The sequence below is a fragment of the Rhodanobacter sp. Soil_C_14 genome, from assembly GCF_057657335.1.
In genome coordinates this window covers 90,416-114,882 of record NZ_JBDGIQ010000009.1, presented here as the reverse complement: position 1 = coordinate 114,882, position 24,467 = coordinate 90,416, and the positions used below count along the sequence as shown (strand labels likewise).

The window sequence follows — 24,467 nt, the reverse complement described above, 5'->3', positions numbered from 1 at the left end:
GCAGTCTTCACCCGGTCGTCGCCATCCGACCCGCCTTCCTCGCACATGCCAACCCCGACAAGCCATCATCATTCAGACGTCCAAACGTCCAAATGACCGCATCGAAAAACCATTTGCAATTCCGATGCGGCAGCGCAACACTGGCTGGATGTCCCACCGCCCATAGCGAATACCCGTGACCTCGCCAACTTCCGCGCCCCTGCCTGCCAACGCCCCCTGGATCGTGATGAAGTTCGGCGGCACCAGCGTGGCGAGCTTGCCGCGCTGGCAGAACATCCGCGAGCTGGTGGCCAGTCGCCGCGCCGAGGGCGCCCGGGTGCTGGTGGTGGTTTCCGCGCTGTCCGGCATCACCGATGCGCTGAAACAGTTGTGCCGGCACGCCGATCGCGCCGAGCGCAACGAGGCGGCGAAGGCCATCGTGCAGCGTCATTACGAACTGCTCGAACACATGCAGTTGGCCCTGCCGGGCACACTTAACGAACGCCTGGGCGACCTGGTCCGGCTGGCCGACGACAGCGGCAGCTTGGGCGAACTGGCCTGGCAGGCGCAGGTGCAGGCGCACGGCGAACTGATGTCCAGCGCCTTGGGCGCCGCCTTCCTCAGTCACAGCGGTGTGTCCACGCAATGGCTGGATGCGCGCGAATGCCTGTCGGCTGTGGCGCTGCCGAACCAGAACGAGCGCACCCGGCTGCTGTCGGCGATGGTCGAGGCGAAACCCGATCCCGCGCTGAACGCGCGGCTGGCCGCGCTGGGCGAGGTGTTCATCACTCAGGGATTCATCGCCCGCGAAAGCCAGGGTCGCACGGTGCTGCTCGGTCGCGGTGGCTCGGATACTTCGGCCGCCTATTTCGGCGCGTTGCTGAAGGCGCAGCGGGTGGAGATCTGGACCGACGTGGCCGGCATGTTCACTGCCAACCCGCGCCAGGTGCCCGGGGCCCGCCTGCTGCAGCGGCTGGATTACGAGGAGGCCCAGGAAATCGCCTCCACCGGCGCCAAGGTGCTGCATCCGCGCTGCCTGTCGCCACTGCGCGAGCCGCGCGTGCCGCTGCTGATCAAGGACACCAACCGGCCCGAGCTCGAGGGCACGGTGATCGGTCCCGAGGTGCGCGCGCACGCACCCAGCGTCAAGGCGATCAGCGCGCGCAAGGGCATCACCCTGGTGTCGATGGAATCGGTCGGGATGTGGCAACAGGTCGGTTTCCTTGCCGACGTGTTCACCCACTTCAAGCAACACGGTCTGTCGGTGGACCTGATCGGTTCGGCCGAGACCAATGTCACCGTGTCGCTGGACCCCACCGAGAACCTGCTCGATTCCGACGCGATCGCGGCGCTGGCCTCGGATCTGGCCAAGGTGTGCCGGGTCAAGGTGATTGCGCCGTGCGCCGCGATCACCCTGGTCGGTCGCGGCATGCGCTCGCTGCTGCATACCCTGTCCGGCGTGCTGGCCGAGTTCGGCCAGTTGCGCGTGCACATGATTTCGCAGTCGTCGAACAACCTGAATCTCACCTTCGTGGTGGACGAAGAAGTGGTGGATCTGTTGCTGCCGCACCTGCACGATCTGTTGATCGGCGCCGGTGCCTTGCGCACCGACGACAGCGCCTTGTTCGGCCCCAGCTGGCAGGCGCTGTACGGCAGCGGCGAAACGCCGGACGTGGCCGCCGCGTGGTGGCACGAGGCCCAACGCGATCGCCTGCTGCAGATCGCCGCCGAAGCCACGCCCCGTTACGTCTACCACCTGCCCACCGTGCGCCACCAGGCGCGCGAGCTGAAGTCGCTGGCCGCGGTCGATCGCCTGCACTATGCGGTGAAGGCGAACACCCATCCGGCGATTCTCGCTGCGCTGGCCGGGGAAGGTTTCGGTTTCGAGTGCGTGTCGCCTGGCGAGCTGAAGTTTGTGCTGGCACACGTGCCCGAATCCGCGCCGCTGCTGTTCACGCCGAACTTCGCGCCGCGCGACGACTACGCCTGGGCGCTGACCACGCGCGCCACGGTGTCGCTCGACGCGCTGTATCCGCTGGAGCACTGGGGCGAACTGTTCCGCGGCCGCGAGATCGTGCTGCGGGTGGATCTGGGTCGCGGCCTGGGCCATCACGAAAAGGTGCGCACCGGTGGCAGCGGCAGCAAGTTCGGCCTGCCGGTCGATCAGCTGGACGACTTCCTGCATCTGGCCGACGCGCACGGCGTCACGGTGCGCGGCCTGCATGCGCACCTGGGCTCAGGCATCCTCGACGACGCGCACTGGGGCGAGGTCTACGCCCAGCTGGCCAGCCTGGCCGAACGCATCGGCAGCGTCAGCTTCATCGACATCGGCGGCGGCCTTGGCGTGCCGTCGCATCCGGGCGAGGCGAGGCTGGACATCCCCGCGCTCGATCGCGTGCTGCGCGAGGTCAAGGCCGCGTATCCGCATTACCAGCTGTGGATGGAGCCGGGCCGTTACCTGGTGGCCGACGCCGGCGTGCTGCTGGCGAAGGTCACCCAGCAGAAGGGCAAGGGCGCGCTGCGTTACCTCGGCCTCGACACCGGCATGAACAGCCTGATTCGTCCCGCGCTGTACGACGCCTGGCACGAGATCGTCAACCTGACCCGCCGGCACGAACCGGCCACCGCGCTGTACCAGATCGTCGGCCCGATCTGCGAAAGCGGCGACGTGCTGGGCAGCGACCGTCGCCTGCCCGAAGCGGCCGAGGGCGACGTGATGCTGATCGCCCAGGCCGGCGCCTACGGCAAGGTGATGTCCAGCCCGTACAACATGCGCGACGAGGCCAGCGAGGTAGTCATTGATGCCTGAATTCCCTCTCCCCAAGGGAGAGGGCAGGGGTGAGGGGCCACGCCGGGACAGTGTCACAACGGAGGAGGCTTTCAAGGATGAAACGCCAAAATGTCGAGCGGGCGCGTGGATTGCGTCGAAACCAGACCGATGCCGAACGCAAGCTCTGGTATTACCTGCGCAACCGGCGACTTTCGGGTCACAAATTCCGCCGCCAACAAGAAATCGATCAGTACATCGTTGACTTCGTGTGCGTCGACGCCATGCTGGTCATCGAGCTGGATGGCGGCCAGCACGCCGAGCAGCAGGAATACGACGGACGCCGCACCCGATATCTGCAAGCGAAGGGATACCGCGTGCTGCGTTTCTGGAACAATGAAGCATTGACGAAGATAGAAAGCGTGCTTGAGGTGATTTTGGAGGCTGTCGCAAGTCCGCCCCCTCACCCCAACCCTCTCCCCGCAGGGGAGAGGGAGCAGTTCGCGCCGGAGAGTGAAGAGTGACGACAACCATGCAGCCCCGCCTGACCCAGATGTTCCGGTTCACCCGTGCCAGCTACGCCGATGGCGTGGCCGAGCTGGGCTATGCGTTCGATGATGGTCAGGAACTGGTCGAGACGGTCCGCTTTCCGCAGGCGCCGGCGATACCGGCGGAGCGGCGCGCGGCGTTCGATGCAGCGCTGAGGCTGCTGCACCTGGTCGCCGGGGTCAGCTATTACAAGGCCGGCGTGCCGCCGAAGATCGAGCTGGCCGATGGTCCGCTGGACGACGCCACTGCCGACCTGCTCGACGCGCTGTACCTGCACGGCCTGGCCGAGTTCGCCTATCGCAACGGGCTGGACCTGCGCGGGCGCATAAGTTTTCCGCGAAGCGCAACATCTCCCTCTCCCCTGGGGGGAGAGGGGCGGGGTGAGGGGGCGGGTCTACCTACGGCTCCATCACTCAACTTGCCCCGGCGCACCCTGGTGCCGATCGGCGGCGGCAAGGACTCGCTGGTCGCGGTGGAGGCGATCAAATCCATCGGCGGCGAGGCGACCGCCGTGTGGGTCGGCAATTCGGCATTGATCGCGGCCTGCGCCGAGCGCACCGGCCTGCCCACGTTGAACATCCAGCGCGAACTGGCGCCGGGGCTGTTCGAGATGAACCGGCTGGGCGCGTGGAACGGGCATATCCCGGTGACCGCGGTGAACTCGGCGATCCTCGCCGTCGCCGCGATCCTGTACGGCTACGACTCCATCGCCTTCGCCAACGAACGTTCCGCCTCGGCCGCCACGCTGGAATACGACGGCCAGCAGGTGAACCACCAGTGGAGCAAGGGCTACGCCTTCGAGCAGCTGCTGGGCACCTGGCTGCACACGCACGTGGCCAGCGATCTCGATTACTGCTCGCTGCTGCGGCCGTATTCGGAGCTGGCGATCACCCGCGCGTTCGCGAAACTGACGCCGTACTTCGACGCGTTCTCCAGCTGCAATCGCAACTTCAGGTTGCTCGGGCCCAAGCCGGTCGACCGCTGGTGCGGGCAGTGCCCGAAGTGCCACTTCGTGTTCCTGGCGCTGGCGCCGTTCCTGCCCAAGCCGCGGCTGCTTTCCATCTTCGGCCGCAACCTGCTGGACGATGAAAACCAGGCCGCCGGGTTCGACGCGCTGCTGGAATACCAGGACCACAAGCCGTTCGAATGCGTGGGCGAGGGCGCCGAGGCGCGCGCCGCGATGTTCGCGCTGAGCCAGCGGCCGGAGTGGCAGGAAGATGCGCTGGTGACGCGCTTCCGCAGCGAGATCCTGCCGCAGCTGGATGGCTCGCAGCTGGCGCTGGAGCCGTGGCTGGAACCGTCGCCGGAGCATCGCGTGCCGGCACGCCTGCGGCCGGCGCTGCAGACGATCGGCTGATGCGTTTCGCCGATCTGCAAGACCAGCGCGTGGCGGTATGGGGTTTCGGCCGCGAAGGCCGTGCCGCGATCCACGCCCTGCGCCTGCGTTGTCCGCAGCTGTCGCTGGTGCTGTTTTGCGGCGCCGGCGAAGTCGACGCGGCGCGCGCTTTCGATGGCGCGCTCGAGGTGGTTGCCGGCGAACCGGACGCCGCGGCACTGGCGCAGTTCGACGTGGTGGTGAAGTCGCCCGGCGTGTCGGCGTACAAGCCCGCGCTGCTCGCGGCGCAGGCGCAGGGAACGGTGGTCACCTCGGGCACCGCGCTGTGGTTCGGCGAGAATCCCGACGCCCGCGTGATCGCCGTTACCGGCACCAAGGGCAAGAGCACCACCAGCGCGATGATCGCGCACCTGGCGCGGAGCTTGAGCGTGCGCACCGCGCTGGCCGGCAATATCGGCCTGCCGCTGCTGGAACTGCTCGACCAGCATGCGGAGTTGTGGGTGATCGAGTTGTCCAGCTTCCAGACCGGCGAAGCCGGGTCCGTGGAGCTGGGCGTGGTCACCAGCCTGTACGAGGAGCACCTGGACTGGCACGGTTCGCGCGAGCGCTACGTGGCGGACAAATTGCGGCTGGCGGACGTGTCGCGCCAGCTGCTGGTGAATGCCTTGCAGCCGAACCTGCTGGCGCTCACCGGCACGCATCCGCAGCGCCTGCTGTTCGGCCAGGCGGAAGGCTGGCATGTTGCAGGCGAGGTCATCTGCCGCGGTACGCAGCAGGTTTTCCCGGTGGCGCAGCTGGCCGCGCCCGGCCTGCACAACGCCTTGAACGCCTGCGCCGCGCTGGCCGCGCTGGAGGCGATCGGCCTGGACGCGTTGGCCGCCGCGCCGTCACTGGCAAGCTTCCGTCCGCTGCCGCATCGCCTGCAGCCGCTGGGCGAACACGATGGCTGGCACTGGGTCAACGACTCGATCAGCACCACGCCGCTGGCCACCCTGGCCGCGCTGGAAAGCCTGCACGACCGCACGGTGACCGTGCTGGTCGGTGGGCACGACCGCGGGCTGGACTGGACGCCGTTCGTCGAGGCGATGCGCAGCGCGCCGGCGCACGCGATCGTCTGCATGGGCAGCAACGGCGCGCGCATCGCCGAAGCCTTGCGCGCGGCAGGCGTCGCCTGCCCGCTGACCCTGGTCGACAACCTGGCCGCGGCGGTCGCCGAGGCCAGGGCCTGCACTCCCGCCGCGGGCGTGATCCTGCTTTCGCCGGGTGCGCCCAGCTTCGATCAGTTCAAGGATTATGCGGAGCGTGGGCGACGGTTCAGCGCGTTGGCCGGTTTCGACTCGGCCGGGATCGCCAGCATCGACGGGCTGGGTATCGAGGGAATGCAGGGCGGCTGAATCCCTGCGCGGGTTGTGTCGCGACGCGTCCCGGGAAAGTCATGAAACCTGCCGCCGCCGGGCCGATAGCTCACGCAGGATGGGCATGCTGCGCTCCCGCCGAGTTCCCGTCCCGTAGATGCCGCCTGGCCATGCGCCAGCAAGGAAGAGTCGCCATGAAAGCTTTCATCGCCGCGCTTGGGTTGCTGGCGCTTTGCGCCAGCGTGCAGGCGAAGACACCGGTGTGGCAGCCTGCTGCCGGACACACGCAGGTTCCGATCTGGCCGGGCGCGGCGCCGGACCTGCAACCGGTGCCCGGGCCGGAAACGGCGAAGGTCAGCGAGAAGCTGCTGGCGGGCAAGCCGGCGACGGCGGTCACCAACGTCACGCAGCCCACCATGACGGTGTACGCGCCCACGGGGAAGAACACGGGCGCGGCAGTGATCGTGATTCCCGGCGGCGGCTTCCAGATCCTCGCCATCGACCTGGAGGGCACCGAGACCTGCGACTGGCTGACTTCGCGAGGCATCACCTGCGTGCTGCTGAAGTATCGCGTGCCGAGCCTGCCTTACGACTGGAAGTGCGATTGCCGTCCGCACAATTTCGCCTTGTCGGTGTCCTCGTTGCAGGACGTGCAGCGGACGATGCGGCTGGTGCGTTCGCAAGCCGCCGCACTGCACGTCGATCCGCACAGGATCGGCGTGCTGGGCTACTCGGCTGGCGGTTTCCTGGTGGCGGAAATCAGCACGAACTTCGATCGCCACCTGTATGCGCCGGTGGATGCGGCCGACCGGGAAAGCGCGCGACCGGATTTCGCCATGCCGATCTATCCCGGGCATCTGACCCGGGGTGACGGCAAGTTGAACCCGAACATTCCGGTTTCAGCCACGACGCCGCCGACGTTCCTGCTGCAGGCGGAAGACGATTACGTGGATGGGGTGGATCAGGCGCTGGTCTACTACACCGCGCTGGCGCAGGCGAAGGTGCCGGCGGAAATGCACCTGTATGCGCATGGTGGCCATGCCTTCGGCTTGCGTCCTACCGCGAACCCGATCACCGGCTGGTCGAAACTGGCCGAGGCGTGGCTGCACACGATCGGCATGGTGCAGGACTGAGCATGGGGGGACGCAGATGCCCGGCCCGAGTATGGGTGCAGGCGGATTCAGCGCGCGTAGCGTGCCGGCGCCTCGTTGAGGCTTGAACCGGTGTCGAGCCTGATGTGCTGGCGCAACCATGCGGCGAACTCGGCTTCAGGCAGGCTGCCTTCGGCGAGGGCGAGATACTGCGGATACAGCTCAAGGTCATCGGCAGCGAGGACGCCTCCGTTGAGCATGATGAAGGTTTCGCAAGCCACGGCCGCCGTGCGCTTGTTGCCGTCGACGAAGGGGTGATTGCGCGCCAGGCCGAAGGCAAGGCTGGCGGCCAGGTCGGCAAGATCGGGCGGTGGATCGCCATAGGCGTGCGCTTGTTGCGGGCGGGCCAGCGCCGAGTCCAGCAGGTGGTCGTCGCGTACGCCGATGCCGCCGCCGTGTTCGGCCAACTGGCGTTCGTGAATCGCGATGGCGAGCGGTCGTTCGATCCAGATGATCATGTTCATCCGCCTATTGCGCCAGCTTGTGCAGCAAGGTGCGCCGCTTGCGCATCACTTCCTCGGCCACTTCCATCTGCCTGGCCAGGTTCGGATCGTAGGTGGTGAGGCGGATGCCGTCGGGGGTTTCCAGGGCGAACAGCTCGTCGCCTTTTTCCAGGCGCAGACGGGCCAGCAGTTCGCGCGGCAGGATGACGCCGGCGGAGTTGCCGATGGTGGTGATCTTGAGCTTCATGGTGGGCTCCACTGACTGTTATAACGCATGTTATACCGCCTGGGGTGGCTCATGCAATGCGGGTCCGAAGGCCGGTTATGCTCCGCTTTCCCTGGCCGCCAGGCCGTCAGCAGACAGGAGCCGGCATGACAGCGAAAGCCGCGGCAGATGACGCTTCCGCCAAGATCACCAAGCGGATCGAGGCGCTGGATGACTGGCGCGGCGAGATGCTCGCGCAGGTGCGCCAGCTGATCCGCGAGGCCGATCCGGAGATCACCGAAGAGTGGAAGTGGGCCAAGCCCACCTCGGGCGGAACGCCGGTGTGGTCGCACGCGGGCATCGTCTGTACCGGCGAGTCGTACAAGGACAAGGTGAAGCTCACCTTCGCCCGCGGCGCATCGGTCAGCGATCCGAAGAAGCTCTTCAATGCCAGCCTCGACGGCGGCACCCGGAGGGCCATCGACCTGCACGAGAACGCCAGCATTCCCGCCACCGCCTTCAGGCAGCTGATACGCGCCGCGGTGGCGCTCAACGTGGCCGCGCAGGCGGAGCGTGCGGCAAAGCGGAAGCAGGATTCGCGCCGAGGCAGGTGATGCCTGACGGGTTCGCTCCGGCGAGGTTTGCGATCAGGCCCCCGGCGGTGCGTCGCGCACGCAATTGCGGCCTGCGCGCTTGGCTTCGTATTGCGCCTCATCGGCCTTGCGCAGCAGGATTTCCACGTCGGCTTCCGATTCCAGGCGCCGACAGGCCACGCCGACGCTGATGGTGATCTGGCGCGTGGTCCTGGCTGCGTCGTGCGCCGCATGCCGCGCCACCTCGGTACGGATTTTCTCGGCCAGTTCGTGTGCGGCCGGCAATTCCGCGTCGGGCAACAGACAGGCGAACTCCTCGCCGCCGTAGCGGGCCAGCACGGCATCCGCCGGCAGGCATCGGCCGATGGTTTCGGCCACGCTGCGCAGCGCCTGGTCGCCGACCAGATGCCCGAAGCTGTCATTGAAGTGCTTGAAGTGGTCCACGTCGATGAAGATCATCGACGCCACCGCGCCGCGCCGCTCGTCATGGATGGCCTGCAGGGATTCCATCAGCCAGCGACGGTTGAACACGCCGGTCAGCGCATCGCGACGGGACAGCTCCAGAAGTTGCCGGTTGGCGTCGTTCAAGGCCGTGGTGCGGGCATCGATGCGGCGCTCCAGCGCATGCTGTCGTCGGCGCAGCGCCAGCGTGCGCCAGGCCCACAAGGCGCAGATCGCGATGAGGCCCGCGGCAGCGAACAGCAGCCGCGCCCACAAGTGCTGCCACCAGTACGGCTCGACGGTGAGCGGCAACAGCAAAGGCTGGCTGAGGTTGCCGGCATGATCCCGGCCCTCGACATGCAGGACATAGTCGCCGGCCGGCAGTGCGCCGATCTCGCGGAAGTTGTCGGCAGTCCACGCCCCCGGCGCCTTGCTGAAGCCTTCGATCCAGGTGCGGAAGCGTGATTCGTCCTCGTGCTGCCAGGTCAGCAGGGCGAAATCCACGCGCAGCTCGTGGTGACCTGGTGGGATGGTGTAGCGGTCGCCGGTCATGGCCTGGTCGTCCAGCTTCACCTGGATCAGCTTGAGCGGCTTGGCGTCGTGGTCCGGCTTCTGCTCGTCCGGGTCGTGCACCATCAATCCGCCCAGCGTGCCGGTCCAGAAGCGCCCATGCGTGTCGATGAACTGCGCGTTGGGATTGCATTCGTTGTTGACCATGCCATCGCGGACGGTGAACACCTGCGAACGGTAGCGACCCGCTTCCGGGCTGAGCACCTGCACGCCCGAATCGGTGCAGACATAGATGCGGCCGCCGGCATCGGCCAGCGCGCCATCGGTGGTCAGGTCGGGCGATGGCGGCAGGTCGGCGGGCAGGGTGCGCGGCTTCAGTGGATCGCTGATGTCGACGCGGATCACCCCGTGACGGGTGCTGCCCAGCCACAGGATCGGGCGCCCGCGGGCATCGGGAATCAGCTGCACGCCGAGCAGGTCGGTGCCGGGCAGGCCGATGTCGCGGCCGAGCAACGTCCATTGCTTTCCGTCGAATCGGGCCAGCCCCTGGTTGCTGGTGGCCCACAACCAGGCGTGGCCGTAGGCGGTGGTCTGCGCCAGCAGCTTCACTACCGACCAGGTACCGACGACACCGTCTGGACGGAAAGACGTCCAGACGCCGTCGCGCAGCCGATGCACGCCGGAGGCGTCGGTGGCGAACCATTGTTCGACCGCGCCGTCGATGCGGCGGCTGAGCATGTCGTTCAGGCGTTGCCCGGGCTGGCGTGGCCAGGGCGTGGCCACCGGTTCGAAGGTGGCGTCGTCGCGCACGCGCAGCAGGCGACCCGCGCCCGTGCCCAGCCAGACGGAAGCATGGCCTTCCGTGTCGTCGGCCCGCGCGATCATGTTCACGTCGGCATCGGCAAGTTGCCCGCCGGCCTTGTTGAAGTAGCGCCAGTGACCCCGCTCGTACAGGCCCAGGCCATCACCGTCCGAGCCGGCCCACAGGCGTTCGTTGCCTTGCGGGTCGTGGTCCACCAGCACGGCCAGTACGCCGGTCTGGTGGGCGCCCAGCAGCGAAACCGTCTTCCATTTGCCCTCGTCCACGGTGGCGCGCGCCACGCCGTCCTCGGTGGCGGCCCACAGCACGTCGGTGCCATTGGGACTGCGCCAGGTGCTGACGCCACGCAGGGCATTCGACGGCAGGCCGTGGCGGCGGTCGAACACCTGCACCTTGTCGTGATAGATGCGGATCAGGCCATTGCGCGAAGACGCCCACAGCGCGTGCTCGCCATGGGCGACAGGCGTCTCGACCATGTTGTAGAGCACGTCGGTCGGCAACTCGCCGGAATCCACGCTCCAGTGGCGCACTCCATGTTCGTCCAGTCGCCACAGGCCCGAGTTGTAGACGGAGACCCACAATGCGTCCTGTCCCCCGTGGCGGGTGGCCAGCAGGTAGGCCAGGCCGTTGCCGGCCCGGAAATCGGCCGCGCTGAAGCGTTGCCAGGGTCCTTCGTCCTCGCGATACCACAGGCCGCTGCTGCCCGAGCCAGCCCATAGCCGAGGGTGTCCGAAAAGGTCGCGGGTCTGCGCCAGCACCAGGAAGCCTGCGTGGGGCAGCTGGGCATTGCCCGGATCGGCCCGCCAGCGGCCGTGATCGCGATAGAACAGGCCGTCACTCGGGCTCACCGCCCATAGCCGCTTGCCGCCCGGGTGATCCGTTTCGACCAGCCGCCGCACGTGGCTGGTGGTCAGGCCGTCGGCGGCGCCCTCGACGTGCCAGTGCCTGCCGTCGTACCGGGCCAGGCCGAACGCGCTGCCGCAGGCCCACAGCGTGCCCGCGTCGTCGACGAACAACTGACTGATGTAACCGTGCAGGGCGGGGTCGTCCAGTGGATGCCAGCGCTTGCCGTCATACCAGGCCAGGCCATGCGGGGTGCCGACCCAGACCATGCCTTGCCGATCGGTCGCCAGGGTCACCGCGACGGGATCGGGCAGGCCGTCGCGCGTGGTGAAGGTCGTGAACGACGGTGCGCCGAGATCGAACAGGTCGAGTGGCTGGGTGGGCGCGGCCGTCGGGGCCGTCGCGGCCAGCGGCGCCGCCGGCGCGAACGCCACCGCCGCCGCCATGGCCAGGCGTACAAGCCACCCCGATCGCATTCCCATCAATTTCTTTCCAGACCTGCCCGCGACAAGAAAGCCGCCCCTCGGCGGCTCTTTCGCACAATAACATTGATGGTTTGCCGGGCAGGGCAGATGTCCTGCGCGCATGTGGTCCGGTGCGAAAGCGGACACGTGCCTGGCCGCGCGCAACGCCGATGTTCCGTTCCGGAAGGCGGGCTGCACCTGCGTGCAGCCCGCGCGAGCAGGCCGGAAGCGCCGCTTACCAGATCTTGACCCGATCCTTCGGCGCCAGGTACAGCTTCTCGCCCGGCTTCACCTCGAAGGCGGGGTACCACGGGTCGAGGTTGCGCACGGTTTCGGCACGGAAGTCGCCGGGCGCGTGCACGTCGGTGGCCAGGCGCTGGCGCTGGGCCGCGTCGCGGATCTTGCCGCGCCAGGCCTGGCCGAAGGCGAGGAAGAAGCGCTGGTCGCCGGTGAGGCCGTCGATCACCGGTGCCGGCTTGCCATCGAGTGACTTCTGGTAGGCGAGGTAGGCAATGGTCAGGCCGGAAACGTCGGCGATGTTTTCCCCCAGGGTCTGCTCGCCATCGACGTGCAGGCCGGGCAGCGGCTCGTACTGGTTGAACTGCTCGACCAGCTGCTGGCCGGCCGCCTTGAAGTGGGCCAGGTCTTCCGGCGTCCACCAGTTGGCCAGCTTGCCCTGGGCGTCGAATTCGGCGCCGAGGTTGTCGAAGCTGTGGCTGATCTCGTGGCCGATGATCGAGCCGATCGCGCCGTAATTTGCGGCGGCATCGGCCTTCGGGTCGAAGAACGGAGGCTGCAGGATCGCGGCGGGGAAGTTCAGCGCGTTCTGCAGCGGCAGGTTCACCGCGTTGACCGTCTGCGGGGTCATCCACCATTCGGCCTTGTCGACACTCTGGCCGAGCTTGGCGCGCTGGTGCTCGTACTCGAACTTTTCCGCGCGAAGCTGGTTGCCCAGCGCATCATCGGCGCGGATCTCGAGCGTGCCGTAGTCCCGCCAGGTTTCCGGGTAGCCCACGCCCACGCGCAAGGTGGCGAGTTTCGCCTGGGCTTTCGCCCGCGTGGCGGGTGTCATCCAGCTCAGCGTGTCGATGCGGTCATGGAACGCGGCGATCAGGTTCTTCACCAGCTGTTCGATTTCCGCCTTCGACGAGGCCGGGAAGTAGTGCTTCACGTACAACTGGCCCACGGCATCGCCCAGCTCGTTGCTGGTGGCGCCGACGGCGCGCTTCCAGCGCGGCTGCTGCACCGGCGTGCCCTGCAGGGTACGCACGAAGAAGTCGAAGTTGAGGTCGGCATACGCCTTGGGCAGCAGCCCGGCGGCGTGGTTGATGGTGTGGAAGCTCAGCAGGTCCTTCCACGCCTGCAGCGGCTCGCTGGCGGTGAGCGCGGACAGGCCGGTGATCGCGCCGGGCTGCCAGGCGTCGATCTGCGACTGGTTCTCGAGGCCGGCGGCCTTGAAGTAGGCGTTCCAGTCCAGCCCCGGCGCCTTGCTGGCGAAGTCGTCCCTGCGCCACAGGTTGTTGGCCTTGTGCACGTTCTCGCTGTCGAGCAGGCTGGCCTGTGCCTTGGCGATCTTCGTTTCCAGCGCGACGATGGCTTTTGCCCGGGCCTGCGCATCGGTGAAGCCGGCCTGCTGCAGCAGGGCGCCGACATAGCTCAGGTACTTGCCGCGGGCGGCGACCATGTGCGGATCATCGGACAGGTAATAGTCGCGGCTGGGCAGGGCGGTGCCGCCCTGCAACAGGTAGGCGACGTTGTGCGACGGATCCTCCAGCCCCTGGGTGACGAACAGGCCGAACAGGTTCTGCGTGTGGTAGTGGGTGGCGTTGAGCGGGTCGACGTCGGCACGCAGGCGGCTGCCCAGCACGCGGGCCAGGTCCGCGCGCGAGGCGATCGCGTCGACCTCGGCCAGCTCGGACTTGATCGCGGACAAGCCGTGCTTCTCTATCGTCGCGGTGTCCATCCAGGCGGCGTAGTAGTCGGCGATCCTGCGCGCATCGCTGCCGGCGGCGGGGTGGCTGGCGCCCGCGTTGCGGATCAGTTCGGCGGTGTCCTTCTCGGATTGCTCGAACACCTTGAGGAAGCTGCCGGTGCTGGAGCGGTCGGCAGGAATCTTCGCGGTCTTCAGCCAGTCGCCATTGGCGTAACGGAAGAAGTCGTCACCCGGCTTCACGCCGTGGTCGATACCCTTCAGGTCGATCCCGATCGGGCGGGCCGCCGGCGCGGCTGCCCACGCCGGTGCGCTGCACAGGATCGCGGCACCGAGTATCCATCGCATGTGTTGCATGATCACGCCTCCACCGGGGAAAGTCCCACGATAGTGCGCCATCGACACGTTGTGTGCATGACCTGTGGGCTATGGCCCGGCGGGCCGGCGCGGTGCCACGCCGGCCCGTTGGCGGATGGCGTCAGCGCAGGGTGTAGCCGGCCACGCGCCAGACCTTGTCGCTGTCCAGGTGGAACGAGATCAGTTCGCGCACCGGCCGCGGCGCCTTGGCGAAGTGGGTGGCGTAGCTGACGTTGACGTACACGCCGGCCGGCACCTTGCCGCCCTTCGAGGCGGTGCGGGTGATCGCCTGCAGCCTGCGTTCGCCCGCTGCGCCGAGCTTGCTGCGATCGGAACTCACGCCGCTCACGAAATCGCTCTTGCTGGTGGACTGCTTCGCCACGCTGGAGGACTGGTCCCAGATCTCGCCAAGCTGGTTCTGGTCGACCATCTGCGCGATGCGCAACGCGGCCTGTGCCATCTGCACGTTCTGCTTCTCCAGCAAGGCCTTCTGCTGTGGCGTCAGCGTGCTGGCCGCCTGGGTTTTGGCCGGGGTTGCCGGCGCCGGCGACTGTGCGAACGCGCCGGCCGCGGCGCCGAGCAGCAAGGCGGTCAGCAGGGTCTTCTTGAGCATGCGGTGGTCTCCATGAGGCGGCAGGTCGGTGCCGCACAGCTTGCACTGTCCGGACGCGCGCGTCGACGCCCTGTCGGCCGGAAATCGGGGGCGGGCGGGGCGTCTCCCTCAATGCGCTTCCACGACAGCACCCTGGGCGGCATGCGGCGGGGTGCGGCAGAACGGCACCAGCAGCAGCGCGGCGACGAACATCCACGCCATCAGCCGGAACACGTCGTCGAAGGCGAGCGTCAATGCCGTGCGCGACACCAGTCGGCCCAGCTCGCCCTGCGCCATCAGCAGGGCGTGGGAGGTATCGGCGGTGAGCTGGCCGATCCGCCCGGCCAGTTGCGCGACCACCTCGCCGACATGGCGGCCGCTTTCGCCCAGGCTCTCGCCGAAGCGCGCGACGTGGATGCGGCTCTGGTCCTGCAGCCAGGTGTTGACCACCGCGATGCCGATCGCGCCGCCGAGGTTGCGCATCAGGTTGAACAGACCCGAGGCGTAGCGCAGCTCGGCCGCGGCAAAACCGTTCAAGGCCATGTTCACGCTGGGCACGATGCACAGCATGATCGCGAAGCCGCGCAGCACTTGAGGCCAGAACAGCGCGGCGAAGCCCCATTCGGGCGTCATTGCGGAAAACATCCACAGGCTGGCGGCGAACAGCAGCAGGCCGGCGCTGATCGTCCAGCGCGCGTCGATGCGCTGCGACAGCCGCGCCGCCACCACCGTGCTGAGGATCTGCGCCAGGCCGGTGACGAATACCGTGGTGCCGATCTGCAGGCTGTTGTAGCCGCGCACGCGGCCCAGGAACACCGGCACCAGATAGGTCGCCGCGTACAGCCCGAAACCGATCACCAGGCTGAGCACGCAGGCCAGCACGAAGGTGGACTGGCGGAACGGCGACAGCCGCACGATCGGCCCGGACGAGCGCAGCGAGCGCTCGAGGAACAGCGCGAACCCCACCAGCGAAAACCATGCCGCAGTGGCGATCGCCGGGTCGCCCAGCCACTCGTGGCGCGGGCCTTCCTCCAGCACGTATTCGAGCCCGCCGAGGAACACCGCCATCGCAACCAGGTGCACGTAGTCGATCTGCTTCAGCATCGCCAGGTTCGGCCGGTCCACCCTCACCAGCAGCATCGACAGCACGGCGACGGCCACGCCCGGCACGATGTTGACGTAGAAGATCGAGCGCCAGCCGACCACCTCGGTGAGCCATCCGCCCACGGTCGGACCCAGCGTCGGCGCCAGCACCGAGACCATGCCGAGGATCGCCGGGATCAGCGCGCGCTGCTTCCCGGTGAACAGCGCAAAACCGGTGGCGAACACGGTCGGCACCATCGCGCCGCCGACGAAGCCCTGGATCACCCGGAACACGGTCATCGACTGGATGTCCCAGGCCATTCCGCACAGCGCGCTGGCGAGCGTGAACAGCGCGGCCGACAGCGCGAACAGCCAGCGCGTGGACAGCGCCTGCGCCAGGAAAGCGGAGAACGGGATCATCACCAGTTCCGCCATCAGGTAGCCGGTCTGCACCCAGCTGATCTCGTCCGGTCCGGCGGAGAGTCCGGCCTGGATCTCGTTGAGCGAGGCGGCCACGATCTGGATGTCGATCAGCGCCATGAACATGCCGAACGCCATCACGCCGAAGATCAGGAATTTGCGCGGCAGCGGCAGGTCGGCGGGGGCGACCGGGGTGGCTTGGGAGGTGGTGGCGAGGGCGTTCACGGGCAGCTCTTGCATCGGTGGGAAATTGTAGTATGATGATCATCATATTAAAAAGCGAGGCCGTCATGCGCTACGACACCGAACACAAGCAGAAGACCCGCGAGCTGGTGCTGGAGGCCGCGGCGCGCGCGATCCGCAGCGACGGCCCGGATCGCGTCGGCGTGGCCGGCGTGATGGCCGAGGCGGGGCTGACCCACGGCGGCTTCTACGCCCACTTCAAGTCCAAGGACGAGCTGGTCGCCGCGGCGATCGGACAGATGTTCGAGCAGGCGCGCGCGCGGCTGGAACACGAAACCGCCGATCGTGACCCGGCCGAAGGGCTGGCGGCCTATGTCGATTTCTACCTGTCGAAGAAACATCGCGACGCCCGCGGCTTCGGCTGCCCGATGGCCGCGCTGGCCTCGGACGTGCCGCGGCTGGCCGAGCCGGCGCGCGAGCAGTTCGCGCTCGGCGTGCAGCTGTCCACGGCAGGTCTGGCCGGCCAGCTGGCGCTGCTGGGTCATGCCGAACCCGAAGCCGGGGCGCGTTCGATGATCGCCGAGCTGATCGGCGCGCTGTCGCTGGCGCGGATCGAGCCGGATGCGAAACGCTCCGACGCGATCCTCTCCGCCTCGCGTGCGCAGCTCAAGCAGCGCTTCGGCTTGAAGGCATCGCAGCGATGAGCGCCGACGGTACTTCGGGCACGCCTGCGACCGCCGCCGCGGCGCTTCCCCGCACACCATGGTCGCGCAAGCCGCTGCTGGTCGGGGCCCTGGCGATCGCGCTCGCCGGCGCCTGGTGGATCGCCGCGCCCAAGCGCAGCGTCTCTACCGACAACGCCTACCTGCAGGCCGACAGCTCGGTGGTCGCACCCAAGGTGCGCGGGCTGGTTGCCGCGGTGCTGGTGCAACACGACCAGCGCGTGCATCGCGGCGATCCGCTGCTGCGCATCGACGCGGAGGAATTCGACGCCCGCGTGGCATCGGCCACGGCGAACCTGCAGAGCGCGCGGGCCTCGGTCGCTGCGGCGAAGGCCGCACTGATCGCGCTCGACGCGCAGGAACGCCTCGCGGGCTCGAACATGCGTGCGGCGCAGACTTCCATCCGCTCGTCCGATGCGCAGCAGAAGCAGGCCGAGGCCGACCGTCGACGCTACGATGCGCTGATCGCCAGCGGTGCGGTGTCGCGCAGCGCGGCCGAACAGTTCCGCACGGCGGCTATCACCGCCCAGGCCAACGCGGAACACAGCCGCGCCCAGTTTGCCGTCAGCCGCGATGCGGCGTCGGTGACCCACGCGAGCCGGCTCGCCCTGCAGGCCGGGCTTGCCCAGGCCGAGGCCGGCGTCGCCACCGCGAAGGCCGCGCTCGAGCTGGCCCGGCAGGATCAGGCCAACACCTTGATCCGCGCACCGATCGACGGCGTGGTCGGCGACCGCCAGGTCGAACCGGGCGATTACGTGCAGCCGGGCTCGCGCCTGCTCACCGTGGTGCCGCTGGACGCGTTGTACGTGATCGCGAACTTCAAGGAAACCCAGACCGCGCGCATGGTGGTCGGCCAGGACGCCAGCGTGGAGGTCGACGCCCTGCCCGGCCAGGCCCTGCACGGCCACGTCGAGAGTTTCGCGCCGGGTTCCGGTTCGCAGTTCTCGTTGCTGCCGTTCGAGCCGGGCACCGGCAACTTCACCAAGATCGTGCAGCGGGTGCCGGTACGCATCCGCTTCGATCCGGGCCAGGCTGCGCTGGCGCGGCTGCGGCCGGGCCTGTCCAGCACCGTCAGCGTGAAGCTGGGCGGATCGCCCTCCATGCAGGCGGCGCGCTGAACAGGCGCAACACCGTCATCACCCGCAAGAAACGGATAGGCCGCGCGGGTCGCGGCCAGCAAAGTCCCACTCCCACTTCTCCGAGGTTCCGACTCATGAAAATCCAGAACAGTGTCGCTTTCGTCACGGGCGCCAATCGCGGGCTCGGGCTCGCCTACGCGCAGGCCTTGCTGGCCGCCGGCGCGCGCAAGGTCTACGCCGGCGCGCGCGATCCCTCGACCGTGCCATCGTTGGACGGCCTGGTGCCGGTGCGACTCGACGTCAACAACGCCGCCGACATCGCCGCGGCCGCCGCGCAGTGTGGCGACGTCGACCTGGTGATCAACAACGCCGGCGTCATCGGCGGCGACAGCCTGCTCGGCGACAACGGCGTGGACGCGCTGCGCGCTGTGATGGAAACCAACCTCTACGGCGTGCTTGCTGTGAGCCGCGCGTTCGCGCCGGTGCTGGGCCGCAACGGCGGTGGCGCGCTGGTCAACATGCTGTCCGCCCTGAGCTGGGCCAGCCTGCCGGGCACCGGCGACTACTCCGTCTCCAAGGCCGCCGCGTGGGCGCTCACCAACGGCTTGCGCAACGAGTTGCGCGGGCAGGGCACCCAGGTCGTCGCGGTGCATGCGGGCTACATCGACACCGACATGGTGAAGACCGTCGAGGCGCCGAAGTCGAAGCCCGCCGACGTCGCGCAGGCGGTGCTGGCCGGCGTCGAGGCCGGTGCCTCGGAAGTGCTGGCGGATGACACCGCGCGCTACGTCAAGGCCGGCTTCGGCGCGACTCCGTCGCTGTATCTCGGCAGCGCCGGCTGATCATCTCTCGATGCGGTAGTTGAGGCTGGCGCGGCTGAATTCGGTGGCCTGCTGGGCCTCGAAGTTCCAGCGCCGGCTGAGCCGGTAACGCAGGGTGATCACTTCGCCGGGTTCGAACAGGCCCACGCCGTAGCTGAGATACAGCCGCGGCGACAGGTACTTGCCCACGGTGAACGCGGAGCTGCCGCCGAGCGCCTCGTTGCTGGACACGCCGATGTCGTCGACGCCCAGCTTCGAGCCGATGCTCTTGGCCAGCAGGTCGCCGGCGGCCGAGCCCAGCGCCTGGGCGGCGGCGCCGACCATGTCGCCTTCGCCGCCCTTGACCTGCGACAGCGGCTTGCCGGTGACCAGGTAGGACAGCGCGTCGGACTGCTCCATCACCGGGTTGGAGAACACGGTGAGGATCGGCCGCTGCGCGGTGCCGGACACCAGCAGGCCGACTTCCTGGCCCTCGTCGATGGTGGCGTTCGGGTTGAGCTTGCGCACCGCGCGGATGTTCAGGCCCGGGTTGTCGATCGGCGTGCTGGCGAACAGCAGCTGGCCGTGCTGGATGGCGAGATCCTGGCCGTAGGCGCGATAGGTGCCGTTCACCGCGATCTGGCCCTGGCCGGTGGTGGCCCGGCCGGGGCGATCGATCACGGTGAGCACGCCGGTCACGGTGCCGTTCAGTCCCATGCCCACCACGTGGGTCCTGCGGCCGAGGTCGACCTTGACCACCGCGCTGAGCGGCAGCTTGCTGGCGGCCTCCTGCTGTTGCTTCTCGTCGACCACGACCACGTCGGGCGATGCCTGGGTCGCGCCGGCGCCGGGCAATTTCTCCGCATTGATGTCGGCGCTGTCGATGGCCAGCGAACCACCGAGCTCGATGCCGCTGGCGTCCTGCTTCAGGGTGAGGTCGGGCGAAATCACGGCTTTGGCCGCGGGGATGTCGACCGCGGTGAACTGGCTGCCCTTGAGGCTCAACGAGGTTTGCGCCCCTTCGCCAAGTCCGGCGCTGCCGTTGATCGCCACGCTGCCCTTGCCCGACTTCACGCTGCCCCGGATCAGGAACTGGCGGGCGTCGCTGGTGCTGACCACGAGCTGGCCTTCGCTCAGCTTGAGTCCCGCCGACGGCAACTCCGCGGCAAGATCCACCACGCTGGCCTGGCCAATGACGGCCGGCTGCTTCAGCGTCCCGCCGAAGCGGAAATTCCCGCTGGCGCCGCCCTTGACCCCGGCCACCTCGCTGCTGAACAACTCGATGAAGGCGAGGTTGTTCAGGCGCAGGTCGAGCTGGCCACCCAGCGCCTGCTGCGCGCCAGTGATGGTGAGCTGGCCGTCCAGATGGCCACCGTCATCGAGTCCCGCGTGTGCCTCGATCCGTTGCCCGCCCGGCGCGAGTTCCGCGTCCAGCCGCAACTGGCTGTAATGCAGCAGAGGCTCGTCGGTGCGGTCGGTGTAGCTGATGGTGCCCTGCGCGGAATGGATCGACGCGTTGCCGCTGAGCGCGCCCGCCGCGCTGCGCCGCAGCTTGCCACTGCCCTCCAGGACGCCATCGGCGCGCATCGGCAGGTCGGCATTGCCGGTGGCATTCAGCAGCAGGGCCAGCGGCAGCGCTTGCAGCCGGTAGCTGGCGTCGAGGTTGCCAGGCTTGTCCTGCTTCGCGGTCAGGCACAGCTGCGGATCGCCCGCGCTGAGGCACAGTTCGGACAGGCTCATCGCACCGTCGTTGTAGGCCAGCTGCGACGGCTGCAGCAGCCGCCATGGCGGCATGCCCTGCGGTTCCAGGTCCAGCGTGGACAAGGTGCCCTTCCATTGCGGGCCTTTCAGCGAACCGCGCAGGTCGAGCCGGCCCGACAGCTGGCTGCCGCGGGCGTCCAGTTGCAGGCGATGATCGGGCTGGCTGCCCTCGGCCAGCAGGTGCACCTGCTCGAACAGCAGGCCCTGCAGGTAGACGTTGCGGGTCTGCAGGTCGATCTTGCCCGCGGGATGGCTGATGTCGGGCACGCCCACGATCAGCTGCAAGCTGTCGGCCTTCTGTTGCTGCCATGACAAGGCCTGCCCGTGCAGCTGGCCGTTGATGCTCAAGCCTGGTTGCCTGCCGGCAATGGTGAAATGGCCGTCCAGACGTCCGCCGGCATCCGGCAGCCAGTCGCCCAGCGAGGCGACTGCCAGATCCAGCGCGACGTCGTTGCTGTTGCCGGGCTTGCCGACCAGGTGGATGTTGCTGCGGCCCGAGGCCAGCTCCAGCTGGCCGTCCACCACCTCGTCCGGTGACAGATGCAGCTTGCCGCTGCCGTTGACGCTGCGCTCGCGCAACCTGCCGCCCAGCCGGCGGATCTCCAGCGTGGCGTCCGGGCCGTTCGGCGGCAGGCTGCCGTGGCTGGCGATGTCGAAATCCAGCGCGCCGTTCCAGCCGGCAAACAGTTGGCCCGGGTCGAGCTGGTCGGCGCTGGCTTCGGCCTGCCAGGCCAGCACCGGCTGCAGGGTAAGCATGCCGTTCGCCTGCAGGCCGCCACTGGCCTGCTTCAACGCCAGCGTGTGCAGGTTGATCCGTTGTGGTGTGCCGTCGAGGTCGAGCGTGAGCGCCGCCAGCTTGCCGGGCGGGCCGATGCGCACGTCGCCGCTGGCGCGGTAGCTGTCGACGCTGCCGCTGGCCTTGAGTTCGCCCTGGCTGGCCAGCTCCTGGCCGACCAGGTCGGCGGGCAGTTGTAGCTCGTTCCAGCGGATGTCCAGCTCGGCGCTGAGCGGCTTGGCGGCCAGCTGCACGTTGCCGCTGGCTTCCAGCTTGCCCTTGATCTGCGGCGAGCCCAGCGTGAGCTGCTGCAGGGTGAGCACCTGGAAATCGCGGCTGAGCGACGCCCGCAGCGGCTGCAGCAGGAGCTGGTAATCGTTGAGCTCCAGCCGGCCATCGAGCGTGCCGCTGTAGCGATCGCCATGGCCTTGCAGCGCGAGCGCCACGGTCTTCAGCGAGCTTTCGCCCAGCACGGGTGTCGGATCGAAGCGCGGCGCGTCGAGCTTGCCCGTCCAGGCGTAGTCGCCACCCTGGGTCAGCGCCAGCTGCAACCGCAGCGGCGTGGGCGCGGTGAGCCTGAAATCCAGCGTGGCCTGTTTGCCGTCGCTGTGCACGTCGAGGCTGCCGGCGTATTCGGTGGTGCCGACCTTCCAGGCGAAGGCCGCCTTGCCGTTGCCGTGGTAGGGCGTTCCCAGCACCAGCAGGCCATCCAGGTCGACGTGCCCATCGGGCGCCTGCAGCGCCAGCTGACGCACCTCGATGCCCTGGTTGCTCCAGCGGCCGGCAAGGTCGAGCCGGTCGGAGGCGAACACCGGCTTGCCGGCCTGGCTTATCTTGACGCTGCCCACGTGCGCGCGATCGAAGATGATCTCCAACGGCGGCTGCAGCGAAAAGCTGCCGCTGCTTTCGGCCTTGTCGGCGGCAGGCGCGGGCAGGCTCACCTCGACGCCATCGGCGTCCAGCGCCAGCACGTGGACGCGCTTGGCCAGCAGCGGCCACAGGCGCAGATCCAGATGCGCTTTCGCCAGCGAAACCACGGTGCCCTTGCCGTCGTCATAACGCACCCCGGTGAGATCGAGCGGGCCGATCAGCCGACCCGTGGCCTGGCGCACCTGCAGCGCGCCGTCGGTGGCGCTTTGTGCCCGCGCCAGCGCGAAGCGCAGGCCCGCGTCGGTGCCGAGCAGCCACCACAGCGCTGCCGCCACGACCAGCAGCAGCGCGGCGAAGGCGATGGCGATGCGCTTGAACCACTTCATGAATACGATGCCTTCCGTTTCCTTCGGTTATTGCGTTTTTTACTTCTTGCGATGCCACCTTCTACCCAAAGTTGCAAAAGGGCAGTCCTGCCCTTTTGCAACTCGCCGGGTCCGTTGCACGAACCCGGCTCCGCCGCATCGACCACGGCGTGGTCGATGCGCGTGCGATCCATCCCTGGATCGCCTGTGAGCGGCCGCCTGTGCCAGCCACTCACAAATCCGGTCCGATCACCAGATGCAGCTGGATGCCGTGGGCGCGGTCGTCGTGGATCGGCGTGCCAAGGTCGACACGGATCATGCCCACCGGCGAGCGCCAGCGCAGGCCCAGGCCGGTGCCGATCTTCGGGCGATAGTCGGTGCCACGGAACGCGTTGCCGGCGTCAACGAAGGCGGCCATGCCCCAGTTGCGGGTGAAGTAATGCTCGACCTCGGTGCTGGCGACCAGCAGGCTGGTGCCGCCGATCACGCGGTCGTCGCTGTTGCGCGGGCCGATGGACTGGTAGCCGTAACCGCGCACCGAACGGTCGCCGCCGGCGAAGAAGCGCAGCTGCGGCGGCAGCGCGGAAAAGTCGTCGGTGTGGGTGATGCCGAAGCTGCCCCGCAGGATCAGCCGGTTGCGCGATTTCGCGCCGAACGCGCGGATCCACTTCGCGTCGGCGGTGAACTGGCTGAAGCTGGCGTCGGACAGCAGGTCGCCGGCGGTGCTGCGCACGGCCATGCCGAGCAGCCAGCCACGGCGCACGAAATCGGGGTTGTCGGCCTGCTTGCGGGTCAGCGAGGCCTCGCCGAATACCAGGGTGCTGCGGCCGTGCTCGATGCCGGGCGTGTTGTCCGGCTCGCTGCCGCGCTTGCCCACGGTGAAGGTGCCGGCCAGCGCATGCACGCCCAGGGTGCGGGTCCAGCCATGCCACTGGCGGGTCTCGTTGCCCACCAGTTCCAGCGTGCGCGACTGCGAGGTGGCGGTATTGGCGTCGCGGAAGTTGGCGCCGACGTTGTAGCTGCGCTGATTGTCGCCGGGCATCGGGATCGAGTACAGCGTGGACAGCGTCTTCAGCTTCTGCGCCAGCACCAGCTCGTTCTTCCACTTGTGGCCGCGCCGGTTGACCCAGCGCCGCTCGAGGCCGCCGCGCACGCCGAAGCCGGTGTCGGTGCCGATGAACGGGCCGCCGGTGTAGATCGAGCGCTTCGCCGGCGCCAGCTGCACGGTGACGTCGACCACGCCGTCCTTCGCCTCGTCGATGTCCGGCAGCACGTTGACCACCGCGAAGTAGTCAGCGCCGTTCAGCGCCTGCTGCAAGGCCAGCAACTGGTCCTGGGCGAAGTAGTCGCCGGACTTGAACGGCACGTAGCGGTCGAGGAAACCGTCGTTGAACTGCGAACCCTCGAAGTGCACCCGGCCGTAGCGGAAGCGCGGGCCCGCATCCCATGCCAGCTTGATCGCCGCGCTATGGTTGGCGCGGGTTACCTCGACGCGATGGGTGACCAGGCGCGCGTCGAGGAAGCCGTTGGCGGTGAGCTGGGCGCTCAGCGCGTCGCGCGCGCGTTCGTAGGCGCCGTGGTCGAGGGTGTGGCCCTTGAGCCGTTCGATCGTGCGCCGGGCCCGGCGCAGCGGGGCGAGCTTCGACGCGGATTCGTCCAGTTGCAGCTCGACGTCGGTGACCTTCACCGGTTCGCCCGGCTTCACGTGCAGGATCACGTGCCAGTCCTGGCCGACCTGCTGCAGCTCGTCGGTGACGGTGGCGTCGTAATAGCCGTAGGGTTGCAACGCCGCCCTGACCTGGTCGGGTGCGCGTTCGACCAGGCGCCGGACCTGGGCGTCGCTCACCTCGCGTTTCGCGTATTGCGACAGCTCGACGCCGGAAATCGCCGCGGCCTTCAGCGGGTCCGCCACGCCATCCACCGTCAACTGCACGCTGGCGTGGCTTGGTGTCGCCAACAGCAGCAGCGACAGCAGCAGACTCAGGCGTCGTGGGGATCGGCGCATGCGTGGGGTTCCGTCCTCGATGGCGTGTTCGCGGGGTGCGGGCAGCTTACCGAAGTTGGTGTTCGCTTC

General features: G+C 68.2%; 17 protein-coding genes. 9 read left to right on the top strand and 8 right to left on the bottom strand.

What is annotated here, in order from left to right; translation table 11 throughout:
- Positions 1-175: 175 nt before the first annotated feature.
- The 5 genes from AC3A56_RS17240 to AC3A56_RS17220 all read left to right on the top strand — a co-directional run bounded on the left by AC3A56_RS17240 (position 176) and on the right by AC3A56_RS17220 (position 7,119).
- Positions 176-2,788: a bifunctional aspartate kinase/diaminopimelate decarboxylase gene (locus AC3A56_RS17240; protein WP_487771172.1), complete on the top strand. Its 2,613-nt coding sequence runs from the start codon at positions 176-178 to the stop codon at positions 2,786-2,788.
- A gap of 77 nt (positions 2,789-2,865) precedes the next feature.
- On the top strand, positions 2,866-3,270 hold the full coding sequence (locus tag AC3A56_RS17235) for an endonuclease domain-containing protein (RefSeq protein WP_056767343.1): 405 nt from the start codon (positions 2,866-2,868) through the stop codon (positions 3,268-3,270).
- Positions 3,271-3,278: 8 nt separating this feature from the next.
- Positions 3,279-4,652, top strand: coding sequence for a UDP-N-acetyl-alpha-D-muramoyl-L-alanyl-L-glutamate epimerase (murL, locus tag AC3A56_RS17230; RefSeq protein WP_487771171.1), 1,374 nt, complete (start codon positions 3,279-3,281; stop codon positions 4,650-4,652).
- Positions 4,652-6,025: a UDP-N-acetylmuramoyl-L-alanine--D-glutamate ligase gene (gene murD, locus AC3A56_RS17225; RefSeq protein ID WP_487771170.1), complete on the top strand. Its 1,374-nt coding sequence runs from the start codon at positions 4,652-4,654 to the stop codon at positions 6,023-6,025. The genes murL and murD overlap by 1 nt, the downstream gene beginning before the upstream one ends.
- A 155-nt stretch (positions 6,026-6,180) precedes the next feature.
- Complete coding sequence (locus AC3A56_RS17220) at positions 6,181-7,119, top strand: alpha/beta hydrolase (RefSeq protein ID WP_487771169.1); 939 nt, start codon at positions 6,181-6,183, stop codon at positions 7,117-7,119.
- A 47-nt stretch (positions 7,120-7,166) separates the two neighbouring features.
- Here the strand turns inward: AC3A56_RS17220 and AC3A56_RS17215 are convergent, their stop codons facing one another.
- Positions 7,167-7,595: a type II toxin-antitoxin system death-on-curing family toxin gene (locus AC3A56_RS17215; RefSeq protein WP_056716185.1), complete on the bottom strand. Its 429-nt coding sequence runs from the start codon at positions 7,593-7,595 to the stop codon at positions 7,167-7,169.
- Between the two features lie 10 nt (positions 7,596-7,605).
- A complete protein-coding gene (locus AC3A56_RS17210) occupies positions 7,606-7,827 on the bottom strand; it encodes an AbrB/MazE/SpoVT family DNA-binding domain-containing protein (protein ID WP_056716134.1) in 222 nt (73 codons plus the stop codon).
- Positions 7,828-7,952: 125 nt separating this feature from the next.
- Between AC3A56_RS17210 and AC3A56_RS17205 the strand changes: the two genes are divergently transcribed.
- Positions 7,953-8,399: a DUF1801 domain-containing protein gene (locus tag AC3A56_RS17205; RefSeq protein WP_056767328.1), complete on the top strand. Its 447-nt coding sequence runs from the start codon at positions 7,953-7,955 to the stop codon at positions 8,397-8,399.
- A gap of 33 nt (positions 8,400-8,432) precedes the next feature.
- Here the strand turns inward: AC3A56_RS17205 and AC3A56_RS17200 are convergent, their stop codons facing one another.
- From AC3A56_RS17200 to AC3A56_RS17185, 4 genes are all read right to left on the bottom strand, one after another.
- Positions 8,433-11,468, bottom strand: coding sequence for a ligand-binding sensor domain-containing diguanylate cyclase (locus tag AC3A56_RS17200; RefSeq protein ID WP_487771168.1), 3,036 nt, complete (start codon positions 11,466-11,468; stop codon positions 8,433-8,435).
- A gap of 223 nt (positions 11,469-11,691) precedes the next feature.
- A complete protein-coding gene (locus tag AC3A56_RS17195; RefSeq protein WP_487771167.1) occupies positions 11,692-13,743 on the bottom strand; it encodes a M13 family metallopeptidase in 2,052 nt (683 codons plus the stop codon).
- Between the two features lie 121 nt (positions 13,744-13,864).
- Positions 13,865-14,356, bottom strand: a complete 492-nt coding sequence (locus AC3A56_RS17190) for a DUF4019 domain-containing protein (protein WP_487771166.1) — start codon at positions 14,354-14,356, stop codon at positions 13,865-13,867.
- Between the two features lie 108 nt (positions 14,357-14,464).
- On the bottom strand, positions 14,465-16,063 hold the full coding sequence (locus AC3A56_RS17185) for a DHA2 family efflux MFS transporter permease subunit (RefSeq protein ID WP_487771165.1): 1,599 nt from the start codon (positions 16,061-16,063) through the stop codon (positions 14,465-14,467).
- 65 nt (positions 16,064-16,128) lie between these two features.
- Between AC3A56_RS17185 and AC3A56_RS17180 the strand changes: the two genes are divergently transcribed.
- The 3 genes from AC3A56_RS17180 (at position 16,129) to AC3A56_RS17170 (ending at position 18,664) form a co-directional block, all read left to right on the top strand.
- Entirely contained in the window at positions 16,129-16,725 is a 597-nt protein-coding gene (locus tag AC3A56_RS17180; RefSeq protein ID WP_487771164.1) for a TetR/AcrR family transcriptional regulator, read from the top strand.
- Complete coding sequence (locus tag AC3A56_RS17175; RefSeq protein ID WP_487771163.1) at positions 16,722-17,861, top strand: HlyD family secretion protein; 1,140 nt, start codon at positions 16,722-16,724, stop codon at positions 17,859-17,861. The genes AC3A56_RS17180 and AC3A56_RS17175 overlap by 4 nt, the downstream gene beginning before the upstream one ends.
- Before the next feature lie 95 nt (positions 17,862-17,956).
- Positions 17,957-18,664, top strand: a complete 708-nt coding sequence (locus tag AC3A56_RS17170) for an SDR family oxidoreductase (RefSeq protein WP_487771162.1) — start codon at positions 17,957-17,959, stop codon at positions 18,662-18,664.
- On the opposite strand, the gene AC3A56_RS17165 is transcribed toward AC3A56_RS17170, so the two are convergent.
- Complete coding sequence (locus AC3A56_RS17165; protein WP_487771161.1) at positions 18,665-22,414, bottom strand: translocation/assembly module TamB domain-containing protein; 3,750 nt, start codon at positions 22,412-22,414, stop codon at positions 18,665-18,667.
- Positions 22,415-22,625: 211 nt separating this feature from the next.
- Positions 22,626-24,398 (bottom strand): autotransporter assembly complex protein TamA, encoded by a 1,773-nt coding sequence (locus tag AC3A56_RS17160; RefSeq protein ID WP_487771160.1) that lies wholly within the window; start codon positions 24,396-24,398, stop codon positions 22,626-22,628.
- Between the last annotated feature and the right edge of the window lie 69 nt (positions 24,399-24,467).

Coding starts and splice junctions, on each gene's coding strand:
- AC3A56_RS17235 (WP_056767343.1), top strand. CDS start 2,866: ATGAAACGCCAAAATGTCGAGCGGGCGCGTGGATTGCGTCGAAACCAG.
- murL (WP_487771171.1), top strand. CDS start 3,279: ATGCAGCCCCGCCTGACCCAGATGTTCCGGTTCACCCGTGCCAGCTAC.
- murD (WP_487771170.1), top strand. CDS start 4,652: ATGCGTTTCGCCGATCTGCAAGACCAGCGCGTGGCGGTATGGGGTTTC.
- AC3A56_RS17220 (WP_487771169.1), top strand. CDS start 6,181: ATGAAAGCTTTCATCGCCGCGCTTGGGTTGCTGGCGCTTTGCGCCAGC.
- AC3A56_RS17215 (WP_056716185.1), bottom strand. CDS start 7,595: ATGATCATCTGGATCGAACGACCGCTCGCCATCGCGATTCACGAACGC.
- AC3A56_RS17210 (WP_056716134.1), bottom strand. CDS start 7,827: ATGAAGCTCAAGATCACCACCATCGGCAACTCCGCCGGCGTCATCCTG.
- AC3A56_RS17205 (WP_056767328.1), top strand. CDS start 7,953: ATGACAGCGAAAGCCGCGGCAGATGACGCTTCCGCCAAGATCACCAAG.
- AC3A56_RS17200 (WP_487771168.1), bottom strand. CDS start 11,468: ATGCGATCGGGGTGGCTTGTACGCCTGGCCATGGCGGCGGCGGTGGCG.
- AC3A56_RS17195 (WP_487771167.1), bottom strand. CDS start 13,743: ATGCAACACATGCGATGGATACTCGGTGCCGCGATCCTGTGCAGCGCA.
- AC3A56_RS17190 (WP_487771166.1), bottom strand. CDS start 14,356: ATGCTCAAGAAGACCCTGCTGACCGCCTTGCTGCTCGGCGCCGCGGCC.
- AC3A56_RS17180 (WP_487771164.1), top strand. CDS start 16,129: ATGCGCTACGACACCGAACACAAGCAGAAGACCCGCGAGCTGGTGCTG.
- AC3A56_RS17175 (WP_487771163.1), top strand. CDS start 16,722: ATGAGCGCCGACGGTACTTCGGGCACGCCTGCGACCGCCGCCGCGGCG.
- AC3A56_RS17170 (WP_487771162.1), top strand. CDS start 17,957: ATGAAAATCCAGAACAGTGTCGCTTTCGTCACGGGCGCCAATCGCGGG.
- AC3A56_RS17165 (WP_487771161.1), bottom strand. CDS start 22,414: ATGAAGTGGTTCAAGCGCATCGCCATCGCCTTCGCCGCGCTGCTGCTG.
- AC3A56_RS17160 (WP_487771160.1), bottom strand. CDS start 24,398: ATGCGCCGATCCCCACGACGCCTGAGTCTGCTGCTGTCGCTGCTGCTG.